This window comes from Amycolatopsis sp. NPDC003676 (genome assembly GCF_053587275.1).
The window spans coordinates 1-17755 of record NZ_JBSFNS010000055.1 but is presented as its reverse complement, the minus strand read 5'-3'; the positions used below and the strand labels follow the sequence as shown (position 1 = coordinate 17755).

Below are 17755 nucleotides of genomic sequence, written 5' to 3'. Positions count from 1 at the left end.
AACCCAGGACCGTTCAGTTCCAGTAATCGCGGTCGGGCAACCGGATCCAGGCGTCCGGCGGTCCGATGACCGAGCGGTTGTCGACGGGCCGCAGCCCCGCGTAGGCGAAGCAGTAGGCGAGTGCTTCGTCCTCGTACAGGCAGGCCAGCAGATCGTCGTCCGGCTCGCCGCCGCCGGGATGCAAGTCCGAGCCGATGATCTCGCCGTCGCGGACGATGCTGCCCTGGTTGCCGCTCTTGGGATTGGCGTACATGCCGTAGCAGGTCGTGCCCGCCGACAGGGCCTTGGTGACGCCAGGCATTTCCGGCCCGTATCCCCACGGCTGCGCGAGGACGCATCCGCCCGGCACGTCGGTGGCCCACATGGTCAGGATGGTGTTGCCGTCATTGAAGGGGTCTTCTTCCCACGCGGCCTGCAAGTCCTCCCGGGCGTGGAGGACTTCGGCGGAGAGCCTGCGCACCGCTTCGGCGACGTCGATGCCCGCGACGCAGGCGATGCCCAACCCCTCGAGGTACGGCTTGCCGAGCGCGGCGATCAGCCGGTGGCTTTCCCCATCGCTGCTCATGCCGGACAGAATGCCGGATCAGGCGTGCGCCCGATACTCCCGGCCGAGACGATCCTGAAGCCGCGCATGGCGAAACTGATACACCGCCCCAGCCTGCCGCAACACCCCGCGCCGGTACGCGTCGTCGAGAAACTCCGACACCGCCCACGGCAGCCGACCGGTCAGCGGCAGCCAGATCCGCGCCAGCAGCACCCACTGTCCCCAAGCCGTGAACGCCAGCACATAAGAAAGCCCGCCACCCAGACCGCCTACAGCTCCGATCAGCAGGCCCGCCGACAGCGGCCAGCGAAGCGGCCCCAGCGGGCCTTGGAGAAGTTCAACCAGCAGCCACCCTCCGAAAGCGATCGCTAGGGCGACTGTCGGCACCAGAATCAGCAACTGCCGCACCGCAGTCGTGCGGTTTGTGGCCAGCAGGCCGAGCGGAGTGGCGGCCGAGCCGACGTCCAGCGGGATTTCCAGCGCGGCCATGAGGCCGAACACGAGACCGGCCGCGAGCCCGAAGATGAGTCCGTAGACGAGCGTGGGGACCAGCATTTTCTCGACCAGGGACTTGCCGTCCGGCGGGAAACCGAAGAGCAGGCCGTGCAAAGCGGTGTTGACCGGGCCGTATCCGAGTCCGATCACGAAGCCGCCCAGCAGGGCGGTGCCGAGCCGGGCGGCGTAGGTGCGGAGGAACTGCCGTCCGGTTCGATGTCGTCCCCGCAACCGGATCTGGACGCGCGACGGCTCGATCGTTTTCCCGCCGCACACGATCATCAGGCCGTAGACCAGTCCGAAGGCCAGTCCGACCATCGGCCCGATCAGGAGTCCGTCCATCAGGCCCGCGCGGAAGGTGAACGCGCTGCCGCGGCCGATCAGGTCGAGCGGGACGAAGACCAGCCAGTTCAGCACGGCGATCGCCAGCGTCGAAGCCGCGACGACGGCGAGGATCCGCGACGACCGGCGCAGCGAAGTGCTCAGCCGCCACCAGGCGAGATCGTGGTCGTCGAGTTGGCCCACGTGCTGGGCGAGATAGCCCAGCCACCGCTGGGCGCGTCCGGGGTCCCAGCTCCGGAGCGGGCGCGCCAGATGCGGGGGTCGGTGCCGGTACACGGTGGGCACGAAGCTGGCTAGCAGGTGGTCTTCGACGGCGTCTGAGGTCGGAAACCGGGTGGTGTCCAGCAAAACCGCCGGGTCGCGGCCGGGGACGTCGCTGTAGACGGTCCGCGCGAGACCCACCATCAGCGGCGTTCGCAGGGCCGTCGCCAGGTGCCCGTCGGGACGGCCGCGCATCTCGGCGAGCACTGGGCCCCACCGGTTTCCGTCGCGGGAGGTGGTGCGGGGCAGGTAATTCGCGACGTCGGCCGGGGTCAGGTCGAGCAGTTCCACGCCCGCGGCCGAAGTCGGCACGTCGGTCGCGGCGACCGCCGTCGCGTATTCGCCGGGGCGCGTGGTCAGAAGGAACGGCAGCGAGGTGGCGCTGAGCGCGGCCAGCGCGGCGGCGTGCAGTCCGCCGGAGATCTCGTCGAACCCGTCCAGAACCGGGAGGATGCACCCGGTTTCGACCAGTTCGGCGGCCAGCGAAGCGGTGAGGCCGGGATAGTCGGGATAGTCCTGCGGCAGCCGTTCGATCAGCCAGTCCCGCAGCGTGCTGGCCGTCGGGTCCCACGTGCTGATGGCGAAGATGGTCGGCACCGGCTCGCCGGCGGCGCGCGTCCGGAGGCAGCTCAGCACGAACCGCAGCGTCAGGATCGTCTTCCCGGAACCGGCCCGGCCCAGCACCACCAGCCGCCCGGACGGGATCCGCCGGTAGACCTCCGCGATGTCGTCCAGTTCGCCGTCCAGCTTCAGCGGTTCCGTCGCACCGCCGGGAGGGACGTTGCGGATGTTGTCCCAGCGATCGGTCAGCCGTTCGGCCGCCAGCTCCCATCGGACCGGCAGCGGAAAGGGATCGTGGACCCTGCGTTGCTCTTCTTCGCGTTGCCAGCGAGAAGCGACCACCTGCGCGAAGTGGTCCGCGGCTTCGGAAAGCGCGCCCCGGATGCGCGGCGGCTCGGCTTCCTCGGGCGCGGGGGAGACGCCGAACTCGGCCAGCAGCGCGCGCCGCTCGGCCGTCGTGCTTCCCAGCGCGTCGGCCAGCAGCTTCACGGTGCCCATCCGCGGATCGATGGGTTTGCCGTTCTCCAGCCGCCGGATAGTGCTGACGCTGACCTCGGAGCGCTCCGCCAATTGCTCTTGCGTCAACCCGGCCTGCCGCCGCATCTCCCGCAGCAGAACGCCGGCCCGGCTCGTCACCGCGGAGACCCCTCACTGTGCGCCCGCTTTCCCGGAAATGACCTTACCGCGCGGGCCGGTCATCTTTGACCGGCTTGTGCTCTGGCGCCACGACCTGCGCGAACGCGACCATGATCGGCACCGGATCCCCCAGCCCGGTCACCTCGCCGCAAGAGAGAAGGAAACCGGGTATGGCCGCCGACTACCGGTACTGGTGCGGCGAATGCGGCTATCGGACGCCTTGGCTCACGAGGGCCGACAGCGCCGAGCAGCGGACGCGGCACTACGCCGAATGCCATCCCGGCGTTCCGCCAAGGGGGCAGGCGGAGCGCCGCCGGTCGGCCAGCGGCGGGGTCGGGTGCCTGGTGCTGGTGGGCGTGCTGCTGCTGATCGTCGTGGCGGTGGCCGTCTGCCGGTACCAGTTCAGATAGCTCCGGAAACCCTTCGAGCGAAGGAGAGATTTTGTGCGCACACTGAGACGGACGGCTTCGATGCTGGCGAGCGTCGTCGTCGCCGTGGCGCTGGCCGCACCGGCGTCCGCGTCCGACGCCCACGCCGACACCCAGGCTGTCCTCAACGGCTACCAGTCCCACGCCGGACCGGGCGCGGCCGTTTATGCGGGCAACGCGTCCGGGTCGTGGCATCTGTCCGCCGGCAGCGCGACGATCACCGGACCCGCGCGCCCGCTGCGGCCGGACGAGCGCTTCCGCATCGCCAGCCAGACCAAGACCTTCACCGCGTCGGTCGTCCTGCAACTCGTCGACGAGGGCAAGGTCGCGCTCGACGCGCCGATCGAGCATTACCTGCCCGGCCTCGTCGACGGCAACGGCTACGACGGCAACCGGATCACCGTCCGCCAGCTGCTCCAGCACACCGCCGGAATCCCCGCCCCGGATGTGGTGGCCTGGGCCCAGAAAGCGGCCGGGTTCGTCAAACCGGACGGCAGCATCGGTCTTCGCGACCTCGTCCAGGTCGGGCTGCGCAACTTCCCGCCCGCGTCCGCGCCGGGCACAAGCGTGCTGTACTCCAACCTCGGCTACCTGATCAACGGCCTGCTGATCGAGCAGGTCACCGGGATGTCCGTCGGCGACGCGATCACCACCCGGATCATCGACCGGCTAGGCCTGGCGCAGACCAGTTTCCCGCACGCGGGCGACCGGTCCCTGCCCGCGCCGTACCTCGCCGGGTACCGCGGGGTCCGGGCGGGCCCGTTCTTCTTCTGGACCGAGACGACCTCGGCGCCGGTCATCTCCGAACCGTCGATCGAAAGCTCGGCCGGCGCGGTCGTCTCGACGCTGTCGGACCTGTCGGCGTTCTATCGCGCGCTGCTCGACGGCAAGGTCGTCTCCCCGGCCGCGCTGGCCGAGATGCGCCGGACGATCCAGGTTCCGGTGCACGACCCGAACTACGTCGGCCTGGGCCTCGGCCTGCAGGCGATCACGCTGTCCTGCGGCGGGGAAGCCTGGTTCCACAACGGCGTCGCGGCGTCCGGTTACACCTCGCTGACCGCGGTGACCGACGACGGCCGGTACGCCTCGATGATGACCAACGCGTGGGAGCTGACGAGCATCCGGCCCTCGCCGGTCGACGTGATCGACTCCGCTCTCTGCGGCAGCAGGCAGTGAACCCTACGAATCAAGGAGCGTGTGTGCGCACCCGAAGTTTCCTCGCCGCGATCGCGGTGGTCGTCCTGGCGGTCACCGGCGCGGCCAGCGCCTCGGCCGAGACGGTGAAACGGGTCTTCAACTCGATGCAGATCCTGTTCGACCCGAACGCGCCCGACCATTTCTGCACGATCGGAGCGGTCGGCACCGACAAGTACGACCGGAAGATCGCCGTCTCGGCGGGGCACTGCCTGCAGGATCCGCCCGGGCAGAAGTACTCCGACCGGGACATCCCGGAGAACATCCAGCCGGTCTACGACCGCGCCGACACCGGGTTCGGCCCGATCGGCTACGTGCGGTACTTCAAGAGCCGGGAAGGCTCGATGACCGGCCACCCGACCAAGGACTACCTGATCATCGAGCTGGCGCCGTCGGTGACGCTCTCCTCGCAGGGGCCGTACCTGAAGCAGACCGGCGAAATGGAAGCCCCCGACGGGCAGCCCAGCCCCAACGCGCTGAACCCGCCGCTGCCCAGCGAACGCCTCCTCGGCGCCGCGCTGAACAACAACAACGAACTCGTGGTGTCCGGTCAGCTCGGCGTCTGGTACGGCCGGATCACCAACAATGCCAACGGCGTCTACCAGTCCTGGGCCAAGCACAAGGCCGGCGACTCCGGCGGCCCGGCGATCTGGCACGTGCCCGGCACCGAATATCCCGGACAGGGCAACAACTTCCAGGCGGCCGGTCCGTGGGCGGGCATCACCAAGGCCGTCATCCTGGGCGTCCCGCAATACGCCTACACCAGCTCGGCGAACATCCTCGCCGACCTGCGCGCCCGCGACGCCGCGCACCCCGGCACCTACGGCGCCGGTTTCCACGTGACCCAGAACCCGTGACCCCCGCTACCGAGAAAGCGACCATGAGACCGTTGTTTACGCGTACGCGCGCCCTGGTGTCCGCTGTCGCGGCAGTGCTGGCCTTCAGCAGCCCCGCCCACGCCGACACCCCCGCTGTGCCCACCCTGACCGACGGCTACGGCCTCACCCAAGTCGGGACCCCGCAAGGCACCGCGACCAACTTCGTCCTCACTGTGACGACTCCGGCGGTCGCGGGAGAGCACCACATCCGCGTCATCGTCCCGAGCAGCTATTACACCGACACCGCCAAGCGCTACCCGGTGTTCTACTTCCTGCACGGCGTCGGCGACGATCCGAGCAACCCGCATCTGGCGTACCCCGCGCTGCTGGCGAGCCAGAAGATGATCACCGTGATTCCGGACGGCGGGCTCCGCGGCTGGTACACCGACTGGGTCCGCCAGGACACCGCGGCCGGGGCGCAGAACTGGGAAACCTTCCACCTCAACCAGGTGATCCCGTTCATCGACGCCAACTTCCGCACCATCGCCGCGAAGCCGGGCCGGGCGATCGGCGGATTGTCCATGGGCGGCTTCGGCGCGCTGCACTACGCCGAGGACCGGCCTGAGTTGTTCAGCCAGGCCGTTTCGCTGTCCGGCGCGATCGACTTCAACCTCTACTGGGTCCGGACGGCGATCCGCGGCACGCTGTCCAACGTCGGTTTCGCCATGTCGGGCACGTCCGGCTCCGGCGAGACCGCCGGCGGCAGCGGGTTCGGCCCGGCGGTGCCGACCGACTCGGCTTTCGGACCGCTCAACGAGGCGGGCGACATGTCCGCGGCGCTGGCCCACGGCCCGCTCGTCAATGCCGGGAAACTGGCCACAGTCGGCGTTTCGCTCTACACCGGCTCCGGCAACGGGAACCCGATCAACGTCCTCCTCGACGAACCGGCGTTCGCCGAATCGGTCACCGAGGCCGCTCAGCAGAACCTGAAGGCGGCGCTCGACAAGGCCGGACATCCTTACTACGCCGTGGATTACGGCAACGGCAAGACCTGGGGACCGAACTGCCAGGGCAAGCACACGGCCGGGTGCTGGGGCCAGGACCTCGTCGACTACCTGCCGCGGCTGGAGCAGGCTTTCGCTGCTGCGTAAGGCTTGGCGTCCCGGACGGAACCGATCCGTCCGGGACGCTCACCTGAACTAGAGGCTCAACCGGGCGGCGTCGTCCGGACTGACTGAGATCGCCAGCTCCGCCGGTCGCAGTTCGACTGTTTCCGGTGCGCCGTCGAGGAGTTCGAGCAGCCGGGGCAGGTACTTGGTCAGTACTCCGGTGTTGTGCGCTTCGAGAGCGGCGCGCGAGGGGTACTTCTCGATCACCGTCACCCGCAACGGGTCCTGTTCAACATAGAAGGCATACCGCAGCGTCTCAGGCTCATCGCGCAGCACTTCGGGAACCAGTTCGGAAAACAGGGCGAGCATTTCGCCACTGCGGCCCGGCTTCGCCTTGAGTCGGGCGATAACAACGATTTCAGACAACGGAAGCTCCTGGTTTCTTACGCGCCGAGCACTGGAAGACGCAGTGCGGATGGATAATTTTCGTTGTGGTGCAAGGTGTGCTGCGCGACGACCGCCTCGTCGAGAGTGCCGAACTCCGGCACCGTGCGAGTGTGCAGATTGCGGCTGAAGCGCGGAAAGCTGAACCCGGCGATCTGCACCCGGATACGATGCCCGCGGGCGAATCGATGCGCGACGTCGTGCAAAGTAACTGGCACGCGGCTGGGTTCTTCCGCGGCAAGCCAATCGGTGTCGCCGCCGTTGCGATATCGGGCCCGCTGCGCACCCTCGGCGACATTGAGCGCGAAACCATCAGGCTCGACGTCCACCAAAGTGACGCAGATGTCGGCGTCCGGCGCGGTGCTGGTGACGTACGCGATCAGCTCGGCTTGCCCGGCGATCGTCACGTCCTCGGCCAGCGGGGCGCTCGTGTAGCGGAGCACGTCCTCGCGCCCGTCGACCGCGCGCTGATCCTGGATGCCGCCCGGAGCCGCGGCGGGGTCGCCCTCGAACGCGATTACCCCGCCGTGCGTGGGAAACGGGTCTCGCGGATCGGCCGTGAAGGTGTCTGAGCCGTGGCCCCCTTCGGTCGTCAGCAGGCCGTCTGAGGAAAGCGCCCATTCTTCGACCGTCGACGCGGGCGGCCACGCGGGTGCTTGTGCCCACGTATTCGATCCGCCGACGAAATAGCTGACCCTCCCGGACAGATATGGCTCAGCCGCGGGGAAATCCGAACCGTCGCCGCCGCGCAGATGCCGGTCGAAGAACGAGGCGAGCACCGGACTCCACGTCGGCACCCCGGCCGCCGCGTTCGGCAACACCCGCGCGCCGACGTCGCCGAACGCGCTGTAGGTGCCCGCGTGAGTCCACGGACCGGCGATCAGGCTGGCTTTTTCGTTGCCCGCCAACCGGGTCGCGAGCCGGAACTGCGTGGGGCTCGTGAAGTCCCGGTATCCGCTGATCTGCAGAAACGGAATGTCCACCCGCTCGGGCTCGGTGAGCAGCGTGGGCCGGTCCCAGAACGGATCGTGCGGCGACCGCAGCCAGTCCGCCCACGACGGCGCGACCCGGCTGTCGTCCAGCGGAGCGAGGCTGGTCAACGGCAACTGGCTCACCGCCGCCCGACGGTCAGCGAAAGCCTTCTCCAGTTGTTTGCGCACCTGGTCCCGCTCGGCCGGGCTCAGCGAGGTGTGGTCCAGACCTTCCGCGGCCATCCCCAGGGCGTACAAGGTCAGAAACCCCAGCTCGAACAGTCCGCCCGGGCGCGCGGTGTGCCGCATGTCGGCGGTCCCGATCATCCCGACCGCCGCCTTGAGCCGCGGATTCCGGGCGGCGACGGCTTGCAGCACGGTCATGCCCAGATAGGACGAGCCGTAAATCCCGACGTTGCCGTCGCTCCAGGGCTGCTCGGCGGCCCAGTCGATCGTGTCGGAGGAGTCGTCGCGCTCCTGCGTGACGAAGTCGAACTCGCCGCCGGACCCGAATCGCCCGCGGCTGTCCTGCACCAGCACCGCGAAGCCCTGCCGGGCCAGCCACACCGGATCGGCGACGAGCCCCGACACGCGGAAAACGCCCGTGCGGTCGTAAGGCGTCCGGTGCAGCAGCACGGGCCAGCGACCGTCCGCGGCCGGGCGGTACAGGTCGCCGACCAGGGTGACGCCGTCCCGGGTCTTCATCTGGACGCCAGCGTCGATGCGCGGTGGATACACGGTTACTCCCGTCAGGAGAGGAGCTGGCTCGGTGCGGCCGACCGTAACACTAACCGTTGCAAAACACTAACCGTTGTTGTTAAGTTGGCGGCATGAAAGCAGTGCGCTTCGCCGAATACGGCGGCCCCGACGTCCTTGACCTGGCAGAAGTGCCCGAACCCCACGCCGGCCCCGGCCAGATCCGTGTCGCCGTGCGAGCGGCAGGCGTGAACCCGCACGATTGGCGCACGCGAGAAGGCCAGTTCCAGCGGATCCGCCCGATCGACCTGCCCTCCGGCGTCGGCCAAGACGCCTCCGGCGTCGTCGACGAGATCGGCGAGGGCGTCACCGGCATCGCGGTCGGGGACCTGGTGCTGGGCCGAGGCTCGAACACCTACGCCGAGTTCGCCGTCCTGTCGTCCTGGGCGCGCCTGCCCTCGGGCCTGACCTTCGCCGAAGCCGCCGGGTACCCCTCGGTGGTCGAAACCGCGCTCCGCGTCCTCCGCCTGGTCGATGTCCAAACTGGACAGACGCTGCTGGTGAGCGGCGCCGCGGGCGGAGTCGGCTCAGCGGTGCTGCAGATCGCCCGCGAGCGCGGAATCAAGGTGATCGGCACGGCCAGTCCCGCGAACCAGGACTACGTACGGAGCCTGGGCGCCATCGCGACCACCTACGGCGAGGGCTGGGTCGACCGGGTCCGTCAGCTCGGCCAGATCGACGCCGCTCTGGATCTCAACGGCGCCGGGGTGATCCGCGGTCTCTTGGACCTGACCGGGGATCCTTCGCGAGTGATCACCATCGCCGACCTGGAGGCCCCGATGCTGGGGATCCGATTCGCGGGCGTCGGCGGGAACATGATGGACGCGCTGGCTGAGACGGTAAGCCTTATCTCGCAAGGAAAACTCCACATCCCGGTGGAGAAGTCCTATCCGCTGGCTGAGGCTTCGGCAGCGCACGCGGACAGCCAGGCGGGGCATACTCGCGGACGCCGGGTATTGCTGGTCTGACGGATCATTCCCCGGCGGCGGGCCGTTATTCGTGGACCCACACGGTGCTGAACGACGCACCTCGCGGACCGAGAGCCAAGGCGTTCTGCTTGGTGACGCCGCTCGTCGGGCTGACCTGGTTGACGTGCCCGAGGTCCCAATGAGGGTTGGCCAGGGAGCCGACGTGCCCGCCGGTGTCGGTCACGGACACCTGGTCGTATCTCACGGCCCCGTAGTTCGGCAGGAAGAACACGCCGTCGCCGGCGTTTCCGCCGAGCGGCGTCTCGGTGATCACCTCGGCGTTGACTCGCGGGCAGCCGCCCATGTCCGGATAACAGGGCTGGACCTGAATCAGCGTCTGGCCGGTCGTCTGGTCCTTGACGACGATGCGGAACTTCTTGGCCGCGGCTTCGTAGGTGACGCTGGCGTCGATCAGGTCTCCCGGCTTGACCGGGTTCGCGAGCTGGATGTTGTTGTGCGGGAACATCTCCCACCAGAGCGCGTACTGCGGGACGCCGTTGACGCAGCGGGCCGAAGAGCCGCCTTGCTCGACGACGTCGTTCCACCAGCCGTCCATGCCCACCCAGGAGACGACCCAGGCGTCCTTGTTCGCCGGACAGGTGACCTTGGGCTGGATCCACCGCGCGTGCACGGAGCGGAAATCGGTGGTGTGGGCCGCGTTGGTGGTGAAGTAGCCCGACCAGTTCCGCGAGGTGAAGTTGGTTGTTCCATGCGGCCCGGCTTGTCTCTGGTCTTGGGCCGCGGCTGCGTTGGCGGACAACGGTTCCGCGGGCAGCTGCGGGGCAGGCAGCGGAAGCAGTGCTCCGGCGGCGAGCAGCGCGATCGTTCTCGCGAGGTTTCTCAGCGGTCGTTTTGTCGGCACGGGGTTTCCTCCTAGTCGGCGGATTTGGGTGGCGCGCCGGGGGATGTGCCGCGGACTGCGGGGAAATCCGGGCCGAGGGCCATGAATCCCGCCTCGACGGCCAGGCCCATTCCGGGGTGCGCTGGCGGTTCAACCGCGGAACGGCACCGGTTTCGCGGACTTGTCATTGATCCGTACCTTTTCGAGAGCCTTGATCGCCATTTCGAAAACGATCTCGGCTCGGCGGGAATGCGCGGTTCGCTGTCAGGGCCGCCCAGTGTGGCACGCCCGCAGCGGCCGGACCAGCGGCCGAAAGTCCCTGAACGGTCTGCGTCCGGCTGGTGTGGCGCGGCGGGATTTCGTTGTGCGGCACAATGCAAAGGAGTTTTCCGTCGTGGCCGAGGCGGCAGGTGAAACGACGTTTCGGAGGCGAACGGCCTTGCCGGTTAGCCTGGACGGCCCGCGTCGCTCGACGCTGTCGCGCGGGAGTTCGGCGCGGGATACTGCGATTCCAGCGAAGTCATCGGCCCCCTCTTCGGAAACGGTGCGTGATGAACGAATCTGGCTTTCGCGCGGCGATCGCGAGCACAGCCGCCGTGCTGATCATCGGCTCTCCGGTACCGGCGCAGGCCGCTCCGGAGGCCGCCGGTCATCTCCGGCAGGCCGCCGCGAGCGACTGGCCGACCTATCACCGCGACAACGCGCGTACCGGCGACGCCGCCGATCTCGCGCCGCTGGGCACGCTCGGAACGGCCTGGCAGTCCACTTTGGACGGCGCGGTGTACGGGCAGCCGCTGGTGGTCGGCGGGCAAATCCTGGCCGCCACGGAAAACAACACCGTGTACGCGCTCGACCCGGCCACGGGCGCGACGCGCTGGTCGGCCCACATCGGCGAACCGGCGCGCCGGTCGGAACTGCCGTGCGGGAACATCGACCCGCTCGGCATCACCAGCACCATGGTGTACGACCAGGCGACGTCGCGGGTCTACGCGCTGGCCGAACTCACCGGCGGGCAGCACGTGCTGGTCGGGGTGAACACGGGAACCGGTGCGGTGGAGGTGCGCACGCCACTGGAGCCGCCGAAAGGCGACGCGGTGGCCCACCAGCAGCGAGCGGCGCTGACCCTGTTCGACGGCCGGGTCTATGTGCCTTACGGCGGACTGGCCGGCGACTGCGCCAACTACATCGGCTCAGTGGCATCGGTGACCACCGCCGGTACCGACCCGATCAGCTACGCCGTGCCGACCACCAGGGAAGCCGGGATCTGGGCCCCGGGCGGCGGCGTCGTCGACGGGCAGCGGCTCCTTTATTCGGTGGGCAACGGCGAATCCACCATGGCCTACGACGACAGCGATTCCGTGCTGGCCCTGTCGCCCGCCTTGCAGCGGGTGGACCTGTTCGCCCCGGACACCTGGGCCGACGACAACGCACAGGACCTGGATCTCGGTTCGTCCAGCCCGACCCTGCTCGGCGACCACGTGATCGCGGTCGGCAAACGGGGCACCGGGTACGTGCTGAACCACGACAAGCTCGGCGGCATCGGCGGGCAACTGGCCCAGGCCGACATCTGCCAGTCTTTCGGCGGCAGCGCGACCAGCGGAGACACCGCCTACCTGCCTTGCACCGACGGTCCGGCAGCAGTGCGCGTCGACGCGGCCGGCACTCCCACCGTGGTCTGGCGCGCCGCAGTCTCCGCGAACGGCTCCCCGACGGTAGGCGGCGGCGCGGTGTGGGTGGTGGACTGGAACACCGGCGACCTGTACGCACTGTCCCCGGCCGACGGCACGGTGCGGAGTCAGATCAACCTGGGCACCGTCCCGCACTTCGCCTCTCCCACCCTGTCCGGTGACCACGCGTACGTGGGCACCATGACCGGCGTGGTGGCTGTCTCCGGAGCCTGACCCCGTGGGATCGGGGAGGCGGCGGTAATTTCGCCAAGTTGCGGTGCATGGATAAACCGCGACAGCTCGGCGAAACCGTCTCCCCGAAACCTCGCGTGCTTCTCGGGATTCCTCGCCGCTTCAGGCGAATTCCCGCGTCAACGCGTCCGCGGTCTCGGCCGGTGTCGGCAGCGCGAGCATTTCCTCCCGCAGCTCGGCGGCTCGCCCGGCCTCGCTGCCGGAGGCCAGGACCTCGTCGATCACCTCCGCCGGTTCGGCGCCGGCCTCCCGTGCGACGCCGGTCTTGACCAGGCGTTCCGCGCAGCTCGCCAGTGCGGGGTGGGCCTGGGGCATCACTAGTTGCGGCAGACCGAACGTCGCGGCGGTCAGCGCGGTGCCGGAGCCGCCGTGATGCAGCACCAGCGCGCAGTCGCCGAGGACGGTGTTGAGCGGGACTTGTGGTACGACGCGTACGGGAGCGGGCAGCTCGCGCACCTGCTCCAGGTATTCGGCGGGTACGGGCAGCACCACGTCCAGATCGGTGCGTCCCGCGAGCTTGCCGGCCAGTACTTCCAGCACGGTGGCCGAACCGTCGCCGGCGAGCACGCTGAAGCCGAACATGCCGAGCGATACGCAGAGCCGCGTCCGGCCGTCGGACGGCCACCTCGGCACCGTGCCGGAGCCGTTGAAGGGGACGAAGCGCAGGGGATGGCTCGCCGGGGTCGCTTCGGGGGCTTGCAGGCTGGGCGGGCACGGGTCGACGATGGCCGAGGGGGCGTTGAACGGCCCCAGATCAGCGAGTGCCGTTCGCGCGTGGGGAAGGGCGTCGCTGGACAACGACTCCGGGCCCCACCGGTGGACGGCGTAGGGGATGCCGAGCAGACCGGCGAGCACCGGGCCGCTGTATTCGATGGGGTCGGTGACCACTAGGTCCGGGCGGAACTGCCGCGCCGTTTCCAGATAGCTGTCGAGCACATTGCCGACTCGCGCGCGCCAGTTGTCCGCCATCCGCGCCCAGTCGGGCGGGCCGTCCGGGGACACGGGCTTCGCGGCGGCCTTGCGACGGGCGTCGAGTCCGCTGTCGGCTTCGCGGACGTCGGCGGTGCACAGGCCGGCACTGCGCGCGGTGGCGGTTACGTCGGCTTTGCCCGCGACCAGTACTTCGTGGCCCATCGACCGCAATGCCCAGGCAAGCGGGATGATCGACATGAGGTGGCTGGGCACCGCCGCGGTGACCAGTACGCGCATCGAACCCATTAGAGCATCACCGGTCCCGCGACCTGTTGCGCGCAGGCGACAGTCAGGACATAGCGACCGTAGTCCGAGTGCGCCATGTCCTCGCCCAGCCGGTGGCATTCGGCCGCATCGATGTAACCCATGCGCAGTGCCACTTCCTCGAGACAGGCGATCCGCACGCCCTGGCGGTGTTCCAGCAGCTGGATGTACTGCCCGGCGTCCATGAGCGAGCCGTAGGTGCCGGTGTCGAGCCAGGCGAACCCGCGTCCGAGTGGGACGAGCCGGGCGGCTCCGGCGTCCAGGTAGTGCCGGTTCACGTCGGTGATTTCCAGCTCGCCGCGCGGAGACGGCTTCAGGCCGCGGGCGATGTCCACCACGTGCCGGTCGTAGAAGTACAAGCCGGTCACCGCGAGGTTCGACTTGGGGTGCCGGGGTTTCTCTTCCAGCGACAGCAGGCGGCCGGTGTCGTCGATCTCGGCCACGCCGTAGCGCTCCGGGTCGGTCACGGGGTAGCCGAACAGCACGCAGCCTTCGACCGGGGAGCGGTGGCGGACAAGGAGTTCGGAGAAGCGGTGGCCGTGGAAGATGTTGTCGCCCAGGATCAGCGCGCAGTCCTCGTCGCCGATGTGGTCGGCGCCGATCAGGAACGCGTCGGCGAGGCCTCGCGGTTCGTATTGCACGGCGTAAGTGATTTCGATGCCCAGCCAGCTGCCGTCGCCCAGCAGGTTCTCGAACAGCGTGAGGTCGCGCGGGGTGCAGATCACGAGGATTTCCCGGATGCCCGCGAGCATCAGCGTCGAGAGCGGGTAGTAGATCATGGGTTTGTCGTAGACCGGCAGGAGCTGCTTCGACACGCTCCGCGTGATGGGGTGCAACCGCGTCCCGTGTCCGCCGGCGAGGATGATTCCGCGCATATCCGCCCGTTTCCGTTGGTGCCGAATGGATCTTTCGGTTCAGCTGCGACCGCCGGAGACTTCGAGGACCTGGCCGCTGATGTTGCGGTTGGCGGCCGATCCGGCGAAGACCACCGCGGAGGCGACGTCTTCGGGTTCCGACAGTCTCCCGGTCGCGGTGCGCGAACGTTCCTGTTCCCGCAGCGCTTCCGGCAGTTTCGCGAGCACCGCCTCGGTACGGGTGAGGCCCGGCGCGACCACGTTCACGAGCACGCCCTCCTCGCCCGCCTCCCACGCGAGGCTGCGGGCGAAGCCGTGCAGCCCGCCTTTCGCCGCCGCATAGGTTTCCTGTCCGCGCCGGCCGTGCGAGACGACGTGGGAAGACAGCAGCACGATCCGGCCCCAGCCCGCCTCGCGCATCCCGGGCAGCACGAGCTGGCACAGCCGGATCGTGGCAGCGAGGTTGTCGGTGAGCGTCGCTTGCCATTCGCTCGCGGCGACGTCTTCGAAGCGGTGCCCCGGCGCCCGCCGTCCGGTGCGGTGGTAAGCGTTGGCGACGAGCACGTCGACCCGGCCCCACCGTTCGGTGATCTCGGCGAAGGCGGCTTCGGCGGACTCCGGTTCGGCGAGGGAGTAGCGGACGGCCATCGCCCGCTCCGGCCCGAACTCCTTGACGAGCACGGCCGCGGCCGCCGCGCTGTCGCGGTGGGTCAGCGCGACCTTGGCGCCCTCCGCGGCGAACGCCCGTGCCGTGGCGAGCCCGATGCCTCCGGTCGCGCCCGTGACGAGCACGACGCGGCCGGTCAGTCCGGTGTCCATCCTTGCCTCCCTGAGGTTTCGTCCGCGGCGATCCTCCGGCGTCGCGCTTGAGCGCGGCTGGTGCCGGGGTGGGTCAGATCGCGTGCAGCAGCGCGACGAGCGTGCGCGCCTGCATGTTCAGGTAGTAGCTGTGTTCCAGCAGCCGCCGGATCTGGGCGACGCTCACCCAGGTGAACTCCGGCGGCACGTCGAGCGGGAAGTCTTCGCCGCCGTCGACGATCAAGTAGCGGTTTTCGGCGTGGTGGAACCGCGCGCCTTCCTCGGAAATCACGCCGTCGTAGCGAATCCGCTCCGGCGCGGCGCCGAGCACGGTGTCGAGGAACGGCGGGCGGGGCCGGCCGGCGTAGTTGGCCGGGGTGCACTGCACGGTGGGCCGGAACTCCGCGACGTCGAGGGAGCCCGCTTCGATGTGGGCGTCGAGCAGTACGTGCAGGACGCCGTCGACGGTGCGGGTCACCAGCGCCGAGATTCCGCCCGGGACCGGGGCCAGCAACGGTTGAGTCCACTGTGGAACTTCGCGGTTCGCTTCGACGCGGGCGGCGACCACGGAGAAGAAGCGGCCGTCCGGGCGGAAGAGGCGATGGTCGTCGCGTTGCCAGCCTTCGGCGGTGTGCAGCGGGATCGGGCGCTGACCGATTTCGTGCCGGGCCTTGATCTCGCACAAGCGGCTGCCGACTTCGCGCATTCCGTGTTTCGCCTGCCATTTGCCCGAAATCGAGCGGGCCAGCGCCGTGTGGAAGTCGGACGCGCCGTCGGACGAGGGCGCGGGCAGGCAGGCCAGCACGGAGCAGATCTCCATGCTCACCGCGTTGTCCTCCTTCATCAGCCGGCGCAGCTGCCCGAGGGTGAGCCAGCGGAAGCCGTCGTGCTCGGGCACGTCGTGGTCGACGCGCACCACGAGGTGCCGGTTGCGTTTGCGCAGGAACCACGCCGCGCGTTCGCCTTGGAGACTGTCCACGAGCACGCGTTCCGGCGGCGCGTCGAGGAAGTGCTCGAGGTACGGGATCGAGCGGCCGCGGTGCACGCCGCTGAAATTGCTGCGGGTGGCTTGCACTGTCGGGGAGATCCGCACGCCGCCGGTGTAGCCGGGTTCGGCCTTGGCCTGCACGAGGAAGTGGGCCACGCCGTCGATGTCGCGCACGAGCAGGCCGAGGATGCCGATCTCGCGCTGCACGAGGATCGGCTGGTCCCACGCCGGTCCGGAGTCGGGTTCGAGCCGCAGTCCGGCGACGGAGAAGAACCGTCCGCTGTCGTGCGCCAGCGCGCCGGCGTCGCCGGCGAAACCCCAGTGGTCCATCTCGGCGAACGGGATGCGGGTGACCGAGAAGTCCGAGCGCGCGCGATGCGCGGCGAACCACTGGTCGACGTCCTTGTTCGGCGTGACGGCGCTGTCGGTGACCGCCGCTGAGACGGCGATGCCTTCGTCTTCGTCCACAACAACCCCGGATCTCGTCAACCGACCGGGCAACGGGCCTGGCCGCCGTTCGGCTTTCAGCGTCGGGCGTGCTCTTCGCGGACTGGTCGAGTCCTGGCCGAGCGGGCTGGATCCGTGGTCGAGGGCGGGCTGGCACGCTGTGGCGGTGAACGATCGCGCGGTGGTTCTCGGCGGCACGGGTTTTCTCGGCAGGCAGGTCTGTGCGGGGCTGGCCGCACGCGGCTGCGACGTCGTCGCGATCGCCCGGCGGCGCGCCGACGTTCCCGGCGCCCGGATCGTCACGGCCGACCTCGCGACGGCACCGGCCCGCGAGCTGTTCGGGGACCTGCGGGCGAGCCTTGTCGTGAACGCGGCGGGCGCGCTGTGGGGCGCGGTGACCGAGGAACAGATGGAGTATTCGAACACTCGCCTGGTGGAGAATGTGCTCGCCGGGCTTTCGCCGCGGACGCGCTTCGTGCAGTTCGGCACTGTCCACGAACACGGTTCGGTGCCTGGCGGCGTCCGGCTCGACGCATCCGTGCCGTGTGCGCCGCGGACTCCCTACGGGCGCACCAAGAATCTCGCCACTCGTGCGGTGCTGGCGGCCACCGCCCGCGGCGCTGTCGACGGCGTGGTTCTTCGACTGTCCAATGTGCTCGGTCCAGGCATTCCGGAGGCCAGTCTCCCCGGAAAGGTCGCCGCGGTTCTCGCAGCGGCTGCCCGCGAAGGTTCGTCCGCCACGCTCGATCTCTTCGCCCTCCGGGCTTCCCGTGACTTTTTCGATGTCCGCGATCTGGTGTCCGCCGTCGCTCTCGCCGCGCATACGCCGGTTCCCGGCGGGGTTGTCCTCCTGGGCAGCGGCAGGTCGATTCCGGTGCGCTCGCTGGTCACGGACCTCGTCGAGATCAGCGGGGTGCCCGCGCGGTTGTCCGAGCGGGCTCCGCAGCAGACTGCGTCCCATCGCTCCGCGGAGGGCGCACAGGAAGTGGATCCGGGTCCCGCCTCGGCGGTGCTGAACTGGCAGGCACGGCACACGCTCGACGATTCGCTGCGGGCGTTGTGGGAGTCGGTGCGGCCGTGATCCTCGTTGCGGGGCACCGGATCCGGTGCCCCGCAACCGTTCATTGCGCCAGCACAGCGGTCAA

General features: G+C 69.2%; 16 protein-coding genes. 7 read left to right on the top strand and 9 right to left on the bottom strand.

Going from position 1 to position 17755, the window contains the following annotated elements; all coding sequences use genetic code 11:
- Nucleotides 1-13 precede the first annotated feature (13 nt).
- Nucleotides 14-565, bottom strand: a complete 552-nt coding sequence (locus tag ACWDNU_RS27490) for a hypothetical protein (protein WP_449671013.1) — start codon at nt 563-565, stop codon at nt 14-16.
- A gap of 18 nt (nt 566-583) precedes the next feature.
- Entirely contained in the window at nt 584-2839 is a 2256-nt protein-coding gene (locus tag ACWDNU_RS27485) for a helix-turn-helix domain-containing protein (protein ID WP_449671012.1), read from the bottom strand.
- Nucleotides 2840-3009: 170 nt separating this feature from the next.
- Here ACWDNU_RS27485 and ACWDNU_RS27480 point away from each other — a divergent pair, with 170 nt between their 5' ends.
- Genes ACWDNU_RS27480 through ACWDNU_RS27465 form a run of 4 tightly spaced genes read left to right on the top strand, consistent with a single transcriptional unit; the run spans nt 3010 to nt 6430 of the window.
- The gene (locus tag ACWDNU_RS27480; protein ID WP_370935344.1) at nt 3010-3249 is read left to right on the top strand and encodes a hypothetical protein; all 240 of its coding nucleotides are present in this window, start codon (nt 3010-3012) and stop codon (nt 3247-3249) included.
- 33 nt (nt 3250-3282) lie between these two features.
- Entirely contained in the window at nt 3283-4443 is a 1161-nt protein-coding gene (locus ACWDNU_RS27475) for a serine hydrolase domain-containing protein (RefSeq protein WP_449671011.1), read from the top strand.
- A 23-nt stretch (nt 4444-4466) separates the two neighbouring features.
- Nucleotides 4467-5318 (top strand): hypothetical protein, encoded by an 852-nt coding sequence (locus ACWDNU_RS27470; RefSeq protein ID WP_449671010.1) that lies wholly within the window; start codon nt 4467-4469, stop codon nt 5316-5318.
- Nucleotides 5319-5341: 23 nt separating this feature from the next.
- Complete coding sequence (locus ACWDNU_RS27465; RefSeq protein WP_449671009.1) at nt 5342-6430, top strand: alpha/beta hydrolase; 1089 nt, start codon at nt 5342-5344, stop codon at nt 6428-6430.
- A gap of 48 nt (nt 6431-6478) precedes the next feature.
- Here ACWDNU_RS27465 and ACWDNU_RS27460 read toward each other — a convergent pair whose 3' ends face one another.
- Together ACWDNU_RS27460 and ACWDNU_RS27455 are read right to left on the bottom strand one after the other, a co-directional pair.
- A complete protein-coding gene (locus ACWDNU_RS27460) occupies nt 6479-6814 on the bottom strand; it encodes a putative quinol monooxygenase (RefSeq protein WP_449671008.1) in 336 nt (111 codons plus the stop codon).
- Nucleotides 6815-6831: 17 nt separating this feature from the next.
- Entirely contained in the window at nt 6832-8541 is a 1710-nt protein-coding gene (locus ACWDNU_RS27455) for a CocE/NonD family hydrolase (RefSeq protein ID WP_449671007.1), read from the bottom strand.
- A 92-nt stretch (nt 8542-8633) separates the two neighbouring features.
- Between ACWDNU_RS27455 and ACWDNU_RS27450 the strand changes: the two genes are divergently transcribed.
- The gene (locus tag ACWDNU_RS27450; protein ID WP_449671006.1) at nt 8634-9527 is read left to right on the top strand and encodes an NADP-dependent oxidoreductase; all 894 of its coding nucleotides are present in this window, start codon (nt 8634-8636) and stop codon (nt 9525-9527) included.
- Between the two features lie 25 nt (nt 9528-9552).
- On the opposite strand, the gene ACWDNU_RS27445 is transcribed toward ACWDNU_RS27450, so the two are convergent.
- Entirely contained in the window at nt 9553-10389 is an 837-nt protein-coding gene (locus ACWDNU_RS27445) for a G1 family glutamic endopeptidase (protein ID WP_449671005.1), read from the bottom strand.
- Nucleotides 10390-10919: 530 nt separating this feature from the next.
- Between ACWDNU_RS27445 and ACWDNU_RS27440 the strand changes: the two genes are divergently transcribed.
- Nucleotides 10920-12269: an outer membrane protein assembly factor BamB family protein gene (locus tag ACWDNU_RS27440; protein WP_449671004.1), complete on the top strand. Its 1350-nt coding sequence runs from the start codon at nt 10920-10922 to the stop codon at nt 12267-12269.
- A 120-nt stretch (nt 12270-12389) separates the two neighbouring features.
- Here the strand turns inward: ACWDNU_RS27440 and ACWDNU_RS27435 are convergent, their stop codons facing one another.
- The 4 genes from ACWDNU_RS27435 to ACWDNU_RS27420 all read right to left on the bottom strand — a co-directional run bounded on the left by ACWDNU_RS27435 (nt 12390) and on the right by ACWDNU_RS27420 (nt 16631).
- Nucleotides 12390-13496, bottom strand: coding sequence for a nucleotide disphospho-sugar-binding domain-containing protein (locus ACWDNU_RS27435; protein ID WP_449671003.1), 1107 nt, complete (start codon nt 13494-13496; stop codon nt 12390-12392).
- An 8-nt stretch (nt 13497-13504) separates the two neighbouring features.
- A complete protein-coding gene (gene rfbA / locus ACWDNU_RS27430) occupies nt 13505-14398 on the bottom strand; it encodes a glucose-1-phosphate thymidylyltransferase RfbA (protein WP_449671002.1) in 894 nt (297 codons plus the stop codon).
- Nucleotides 14399-14437: 39 nt separating this feature from the next.
- Complete coding sequence (locus ACWDNU_RS27425) at nt 14438-15196, bottom strand: SDR family NAD(P)-dependent oxidoreductase (RefSeq protein WP_370935359.1); 759 nt, start codon at nt 15194-15196, stop codon at nt 14438-14440.
- Between the two features lie 73 nt (nt 15197-15269).
- Nucleotides 15270-16631, bottom strand: a complete 1362-nt coding sequence (locus tag ACWDNU_RS27420) for an NDP-hexose 2,3-dehydratase family protein (RefSeq protein ID WP_449671001.1) — start codon at nt 16629-16631, stop codon at nt 15270-15272.
- 145 nt (nt 16632-16776) lie between these two features.
- Here ACWDNU_RS27420 and ACWDNU_RS27415 point away from each other — a divergent pair, with 145 nt between their 5' ends.
- Nucleotides 16777-17691, top strand: coding sequence for an NAD-dependent epimerase/dehydratase family protein (locus tag ACWDNU_RS27415; RefSeq protein WP_449671000.1), 915 nt, complete (start codon nt 16777-16779; stop codon nt 17689-17691).
- The last annotated feature ends 64 nt before the right edge of the window (nt 17692-17755 follow it).

Excerpts from the sequence above, each read along its gene's own strand:
- ACWDNU_RS27490 (WP_449671013.1), bottom strand. The coding sequence starts at position 565 with ATGAGCAGCGATGGGGAAAGCCACCGGCTGATCGCCGCGCTCGGCAAG.
- ACWDNU_RS27480 (WP_370935344.1), top strand. The coding sequence starts at position 3,010 with ATGGCCGCCGACTACCGGTACTGGTGCGGCGAATGCGGCTATCGGACG.
- ACWDNU_RS27465 (WP_449671009.1), top strand. The coding sequence starts at position 5,342 with ATGAGACCGTTGTTTACGCGTACGCGCGCCCTGGTGTCCGCTGTCGCG.
- ACWDNU_RS27450 (WP_449671006.1), top strand. The coding sequence starts at position 8,634 with ATGAAAGCAGTGCGCTTCGCCGAATACGGCGGCCCCGACGTCCTTGAC.
- ACWDNU_RS27440 (WP_449671004.1), top strand. The coding sequence starts at position 10,920 with ATGAACGAATCTGGCTTTCGCGCGGCGATCGCGAGCACAGCCGCCGTG.
- ACWDNU_RS27435 (WP_449671003.1), bottom strand. The coding sequence starts at position 13,496 with ATGCGCGTACTGGTCACCGCGGCGGTGCCCAGCCACCTCATGTCGATC.
- rfbA (WP_449671002.1), bottom strand. The coding sequence starts at position 14,398 with ATGCGCGGAATCATCCTCGCCGGCGGACACGGGACGCGGTTGCACCCC.
- ACWDNU_RS27425 (WP_370935359.1), bottom strand. The coding sequence starts at position 15,196 with ATGGACACCGGACTGACCGGCCGCGTCGTGCTCGTCACGGGCGCGACC.